The following is a 3,226-nucleotide window of genomic DNA, read 5'->3' on the forward strand; positions in this document are numbered from 1 at the left end:
TTCCTGCACTTGATGCAATAAGTCCTCTAGACTTGGATTCATCATCCATCTTCATAATCTTATTATAAGCACCTCTAATCTTAAATGCGCCTGTTCTCTGTAAGTTTTCTGGTTTGATATAAACCATATTTCTACACTCTTTAGAGAACGCTGGACTATAGATCAAAGGTGTTGGAATGATTACTTCGTCTACTCTCTTTTTTGCTTCTTCAAAATCTTTTAGCTCTAACATTTTTCATTTTTCCTCCATATATTTATATTTTTAACGTTATCGCGTTATTTTGGTTCTAAATAAAACAAATTTTAGGCAAAATAATAAGAGTGGTTATACACTCTTATTTGAACTGATTTGATTTGTATGTGTAATGGTAACCAATAGCTTCCATCTTATCTACGATTTCCTGCATAGGAATATGATAGTCATAACATAAGTCTGCAAGATCCTCATATTGGTCTCTGAGTTTCATATTTAACCAGCTAAGTAACATCACTGGATCTTTAGGCATTTCACTCATCTCTTAATTCCTCCTCTAGTTTCTTCAACATATAAGCAATACCATCTTCATCATTTGATAAAGTGACAACATCAGCTCTTTCTTTGACTTCATCTACTGCATTGGCCATAGCGACACCACAGCCTGCATATTCAATGAGTGATAAGTCATTGAATCCATCACCAAAGGCGATCACTTCTTCTTTTGTAAGATGAAGCATCTTTACTAGCTTATCTAAAGAAGCTGCTTTATCAATATTTGGTGCCATAACTTCAATAAAGAATGGTGCAGAACGGTAAATACTTAAACCTGGGAATGCACTCTTATAGTCTTCTAATACAGAAGCCACATGTTCAGGATCACCTGTACATAATACTTTATTAATAGGATCTCTTAAAATTGATTTAAAAGATTCAGTCTTTTTAATTTCGATATCGTTAATACGTCCTTCTATATTAACATACTGATCATCTACATCTTCAGTATAAACAGCATCATCATAATATGTCATAATCGCAAGATTATGTTTCTTTGCTTCATCATATGCTTTTTTAGCCTGCTCAATAGTCAAACGCTGTTCAAACATAGTCTGTCTTGTTTTCGCATCCATTACCTTAGCACCATTGAATGATAATAAGTAACCTTCATACTTTTCTAATTCAAGTGCAGCTGCTTCATGTCTTAAACCAGGTGTTGGTCTACCTGATGCAAGTACAATTGTTGCACCTAACTGCTGTGCTTTAATAAGTGTCTTACGTGTTTCATCAGTAATTTTATTTTCTGAATTCTTTAATGTACCATCTAAGTCTAATGCAATTAACTTATATTTCATTTGATATAATCCCCTCTATTGTTTTTAAAAATCTCTTTCTTGTATCTTGTGTACGTTTCTTTGGTCCTTTGACAAGTTGATGCTTACGCATCTTTCCGTTGATATAGCGTGTCATTAAAAGTGAATCTATATTGTTGGAATCAATAATAAACCCTGAAGGATGAACAACAATCGCACCTTTTGTAAGAAGCATACCTGCTTCACCATAATCCTGCGTAATCACAAGATCACCCTTCTTCACATCTTTTAAAATGGCATAATCCACACTATCATTTCCCTGATCACACATAATAACTGATTCATAATCAAAGAAATGATTCATATCACAATACACTATCATCTTTATATCATATTTATCACACAAAAAAGCGATTTTTTCAATATCTGGCGTTGCATCTCCATCAATTAGTATTCTCATATCACTTTTAAGAGATACATAATATACATAGTGAGGTATCCACCAACTAATCCACCTACATGTCCTGTCTTAGAAATACGAGAATTCATAAGAGTAAAGGCGAGGTTAATCGCAATACAAGGTAAATAGCCTCTTAATAAATCAAAGAAAGCACCACCTTTAAATAAACCTAGTCCAATAATAGCCCCTAAAAAGCCATAGAATAAACCACTTGCACCAATTGTGATAGAGTTATCCACACTAGAATCTCTATAAGAATAGTAATAAGTAGCGAGTGAACTCATCACAATAGATACTAAGACAAGTATTAAATAACGTACTGGTCCAAGGAGTGTTTCAAACATACGTCCTAAATAGAAGATACAGTACATATTCATAAATAAATGAAGAAATTCCGTATGAATAAAAGCAGATGTAATAAATCGCCAATATTCTCCTCTATTTTTTACATAAGGTGTATATAAAGCACCTAAATGCATTGCTTCTGAAGTTTTATTATCCTTAGAAAAATAATTAATATAAACAAAAACTGCTATACATATCGCCATAAAGATATATGTGATCATTCAATAACCTCCACTACTCTTGTAACCTTAGCCATATTCTTAGAACTATCAGTGACTGTATATATTAGAGTATAACGTCCTACAGTATTAGTCTGTACTTTACCTGTAACAACAATCTTATTTGTTAAATCACCATCTTCATTATCATAAGCAGTGACACCTTCTCTTGCATTAAAGTTATCACCTAAATGAATAACTTTATCTTCTGCCCCTTTGATCACAGGAACAACCAACTCATTAGCTACAATCACTTTAATACGCATTGGAAAAGATGTATTACCTTGTTCATCTCTCACTACAACACGTTCAATATATGTACCTACCTTTTCATATGACTTTTCTTTAATTAGTTCTTCACTATTTTCTTTCTTTAAGAAATAGATTTGTGTTAAAGACGCATCATTGACTTCAGCGACTGTATTTTTTGCATAGAGTGGCTGATTAGGATTTACATAATAAACAAGCTTTTTAAGTTTTACTGTTGGTTTTTTTGTATCTACAATCTTAATCTTAAAGTCATAATCACGTCCTGCATATTCAATACTTGCATTATAGTTACCTACTTTATTCAAGTTAACACGCTTCAAGTTTAAAGTAAGTGATTTTTTTATTCTATCTGGACAGATGACATAATCCTCTATATTCTGTGATACTTCCTGTCCTAATTCATAAGTAAATACTGTCTGTTTCAATTCAAAAGTTGCCATAGTGGTAATCTTAAAAACAGAAAATAATTCAAGGAAAATAAATAATAGTAAAATGACAGTAATCAATTTGTTCCTCCATTTCACTAGTATCACCTCTTTCGCTCCTTCATTATACTGTGAACTACCTCGACTTAATACTCTGTATTTGAAGTCTAGGCTTCTAGGATGCTTACGCATCCGTTTAAGAAGATTGATATTTAAGTCTCCAC

At 32.5% G+C, this 3,226-nt stretch carries 6 protein-coding genes; all 6 read right to left on the reverse strand.

Annotated elements, in window-relative coordinates; translation table 11 throughout:
* Nucleotides 1-232: pyridoxal-phosphate dependent enzyme (locus tag ACT8VG_RS09120; RefSeq protein WP_444195683.1), on the reverse strand; the 232-nt coding region annotated here is incomplete at its 3' end.
* A gap of 103 nt (nucleotides 233-335) precedes the next feature.
* Nucleotides 336-515, reverse strand: coding sequence for a DUF4250 domain-containing protein (locus ACT8VG_RS09125; RefSeq protein ID WP_022424745.1), 180 nt, complete (start codon nucleotides 513-515; stop codon nucleotides 336-338).
* Nucleotides 508-1,326: a Cof-type HAD-IIB family hydrolase gene (locus tag ACT8VG_RS09130; RefSeq protein ID WP_217107073.1), complete on the reverse strand. Its 819-nt coding sequence runs from the start codon at nucleotides 1,324-1,326 to the stop codon at nucleotides 508-510. The genes ACT8VG_RS09125 and ACT8VG_RS09130 overlap by 8 nt, the downstream gene beginning before the upstream one ends.
* Complete coding sequence (locus tag ACT8VG_RS09135; protein ID WP_006504827.1) at nucleotides 1,316-1,744, reverse strand: YaiI/YqxD family protein; 429 nt, start codon at nucleotides 1,742-1,744, stop codon at nucleotides 1,316-1,318. The genes ACT8VG_RS09130 and ACT8VG_RS09135 overlap by 11 nt, the downstream gene beginning before the upstream one ends.
* Entirely contained in the window at nucleotides 1,741-2,310 is a 570-nt protein-coding gene (locus tag ACT8VG_RS09140) for a rhomboid family intramembrane serine protease (RefSeq protein ID WP_226793784.1), read from the reverse strand. The genes ACT8VG_RS09135 and ACT8VG_RS09140 overlap by 4 nt, the downstream gene beginning before the upstream one ends.
* A complete protein-coding gene (locus tag ACT8VG_RS09145; RefSeq protein ID WP_444195684.1) occupies nucleotides 2,307-3,083 on the reverse strand; it encodes a DUF5011 domain-containing protein in 777 nt (258 codons plus the stop codon). Before ACT8VG_RS09145 ends, ACT8VG_RS09140 begins: the two co-directional genes overlap by 4 nt.
* Nucleotides 3,084-3,226: the final 143 nt, after the last annotated feature.

Origin of the sequence: Catenibacterium sp. (assembly GCF_052354645.1) — a bacterium.
GTDB classification, from domain to species: domain Bacteria; phylum Bacillota_I; class Bacilli_A; order Erysipelotrichales; family Coprobacillaceae; genus Catenibacterium; species Catenibacterium mitsuoka_A.